Source organism: Sphingomonas sp. (assembly GCF_031426035.1).
Classification (GTDB): Bacteria; Pseudomonadota; Alphaproteobacteria; order Sphingomonadales; family Sphingomonadaceae; genus Sphingomicrobium.
In genome coordinates this window covers 1-2,807 of the sequence record NZ_JANPKO010000152.1, presented here as the reverse complement: position 1 = coordinate 2,807, position 2,807 = coordinate 1, and the positions used below count along the sequence as shown (strand labels likewise).

Annotated in this window: 3 protein-coding genes; all 3 read right to left on the bottom strand. The window is 69.4% G+C overall.

Going from position 1 to position 2,807, the window contains the following annotated elements; translation table 11 throughout:
* A partial coding sequence (gene murB / locus RMP08_RS11330) for a UDP-N-acetylmuramate dehydrogenase (RefSeq protein WP_310469108.1) occupies window positions 1–916 on the bottom strand: 916 nt, incomplete at its 3' end.
* A 53-nt stretch (window positions 917–969) separates the two neighbouring features.
* Window positions 970–2,469: a UDP-N-acetylmuramate--L-alanine ligase gene (murC, locus tag RMP08_RS11325; protein ID WP_310469107.1), complete on the bottom strand. Its 1,500-nt coding sequence runs from the start codon at window positions 2,467–2,469 to the stop codon at window positions 970–972.
* Window positions 2,466–2,807, bottom strand: a 342-nt coding sequence (locus RMP08_RS11320; protein ID WP_310469106.1) for a glycosyltransferase, incomplete at its 5' end; no start/stop codon positions are given. The genes murC and RMP08_RS11320, both read right to left, overlap by 4 nt.

Genomic DNA, 2,807 nt, shown 5'->3' with positions numbered 1-2,807 from the left:
GGCCCGGCGGGTTCTTGATGGTCGAGCCGCCGGTGCGGCTCCTGAGCGGCTGCGATTCCTCGCGAGAGGCGGCGATGCGGTCCATTTCGGAGCCTATCACCTTGGAGTTGCAGGGCAGCCCGTGGAGCACCGCCTCGATCTCGGCGCTTGTCGCGCTACCGAGGTTGAGCAGGAAGTTGCAATGCTTTTCCGACACTTGGGCGCCGCCGAGGATCATCCCGCGGCAGCCGGCGGCGTCGATCAGCGCCCACGCCTTGTGCCCCGGCGGGTTCTTGAAGGTCGATCCGCCGGTGCGGCTCCTGAGCGGCTGCGATTCCTCGCGCGCGGCGGCGATGCGGTCCATCTCGGCGCCGATCGCCTTGGGGTCGCCGGGCGCGCCCCGCAGCGTCGCCGCGATCACCACCGCCCCCTCGGGCAGCTCCGAATGTCGGTAGCTGTATCCGAGCTTTTCGAGTGGCCATTCCTCGACCGCTCCCGAGCGCAGCACGACGGTCGCCGAGACTAGGATGTCCTGCACCTCGCGTCCGTAGGCGCCGCCGTTCATCCGCACGAACCCGCCGACCGTGCCAGGAATCCCGCGCAGGAATTCGAGCCCCGCGATGCCGGCGTCGCGCGCGGTCGACGACACCAGGATTCCGCTTGCCCCGCCGCCGCAGCGCAGGGTCACCGCATCGACCGCCTCGATTTTTGCGAACGCCTTGCCCAGCCGCACCGTCACCCCGCGCACCCCGCCGTCGCGCACGATCATGTTGGAGCCGAGCCCAAGCGCCATCACCGGCACATTGGGGTCGAGGTCTTTCAGGAACTCGGTCAAATCGTCGGCATCGGCGGGCTCGAACAGCCACTCCGCCGCCCCGCCCGACTTGAACCACACGAGTGGGGCAAGCGGCGAATCGGGCTTTTGCTTGCCACGCACCGTCTTCTCCCCCTCCCGCAGGCGGGAGGAGGCCGGGGGGAGGGCCTGTAAAGTCACGGGACAGCCCCTCCCCCGCTCGCCTTCGGTGAGTCGACCCCTCCCGCGAGCGGGAGGGGGGACTTGCTCGCCCTCGCCCGGGCGATCCCGTCGGCTAGCCCGGCGGCCCATTTGGTGATGTCGCCGGCGCCCATGCAGATGATGGTGTCGCCCTCCGCGGCGATGTCGCGCAGGGACAGCGCCAGCTCATCGGCGTCGCCGACCGCCTTGACCATGCGGTGGCCGCGCGCGCGCAATCCCTCGGCCAGTGCCGCCGCGTCGACCCCCTCGATCGGCTGCTCGCCCGCTGCATAGACCGGCGCGACGAACACGATGTCGGCATCGTTGAAGGCGTTCTGGAAATCCTCCATCAGCGATTCGAGCCGGGTGAAACGGTGCGGCTGGACGACCGCGATGACGCGCCCGCCGAGCGCCCCGTCCTCGCCCGCCTGTACCCCCTCGCGCGCGGCCGACAGCACCGCGCGGATCTCGACCGGGTGGTGGGCGTAATCGTCGATGATCATCGCCCCACCGACATCGCCGACGCGGGTGAAGCGGCGCTTGACCCCGTCGAACCGCTCGAACCCGCGGGCAATCGTGGCGTCATCGAGTCCGAGCTCCTGCCCGACCGCGATCGCCGCCAGCGCGTTCTGGACATTGTGGCGCCCCGGCATCGGCAGGCTGATCCCCTCGATCGTGCGCCGCGTTCCGTCGCGCGCGAGGACCACCGCGTCGAACCGGCTGCCGCCCGGGAACGGGGTGACATTGTCGGCGCGCAAATCGGCCAGCGCGGAGAAACCGTAGGTGACCACGCGGCGGTCGCGAATGCGGCTCAGCACGCTTTGCACTTCGGGATGATCGACGCACATCACCGCCAGCCCGTAGAACGGCACATTCTCGACGAACTCGACGAACGCGTCCTTGACCTTGTCGAAGCTGCCGTAATGCTCGAGGTGCTCGGGATCGACGTTGGTGACCACTGCGATGGTCCCGTCGAGGCGCAGGAAGCTGCCGTCGCTCTCGTCGGCCTCGACCACCATCCAGTCGCTCTTGCCTAGCCGCGCGTTCGATCCGTAACTATTGATGATCCCGCCGTTGATCACGGTCGGGTCGAGCCCGCCGGCATCGAGCATCGCCGCGATCATCGACGTCGTCGTCGTTTTGCCGTGGGTGCCGGCGACCGCGATGGTCTTTTGCATGCGCATCAGCTCGGCGAGCATTTCGGCGCGGCGCACGCGCGGCAGGCGGCGCTCGGCGGCGGCGGCGACTTCGGGATTATCGTCGCGGATCGCGGTCGAGCACACCACCACCGTCGCATCGCCGAGATTGTCCGCATTATGCCCGATCATCACCGGGATGCCGGCTTTGCGCAGGCCCTCGACGACATAGCCTTCGGCCATGTCCGAGCCCTGCACCTTGTAGCCCAATTGATGCATCACCTCGGCAATGCCCGACATGCCGATCCCGCCGATGCCGACGAAATGAATTGTCCCGATATCGGTGCCGAGCGCCTTCATGCCGGCACACCAGCTCCGGCGAACCTGCCGTATCCCGCGTTGACTGCCGGTCCGACCTCGACCGGCGCGTAGCCGCCGGCGGCGCGCTCGACCAGGTCGGCGAGGTCGCGCGCGGCGTGGGGGCGGCCGACCGACAGCGCGCGCGCGGCGGCGTTGGCGAGCGCCTGGCCGTCCGCCGCCAGCACCTCGATCTGCCGCGCGAGTGTCTCGGGCGTGAACTGGGGTTGCGGGATGGTGCGCGCACCACCTGCGGCGGTGATTTCGCGGGCGTTGGCGGTCTGGTGGTCGTCGGTCGCCGCCGGATAGGGAATCAGGATCGCCGGGCGCCCGGCCGCGGT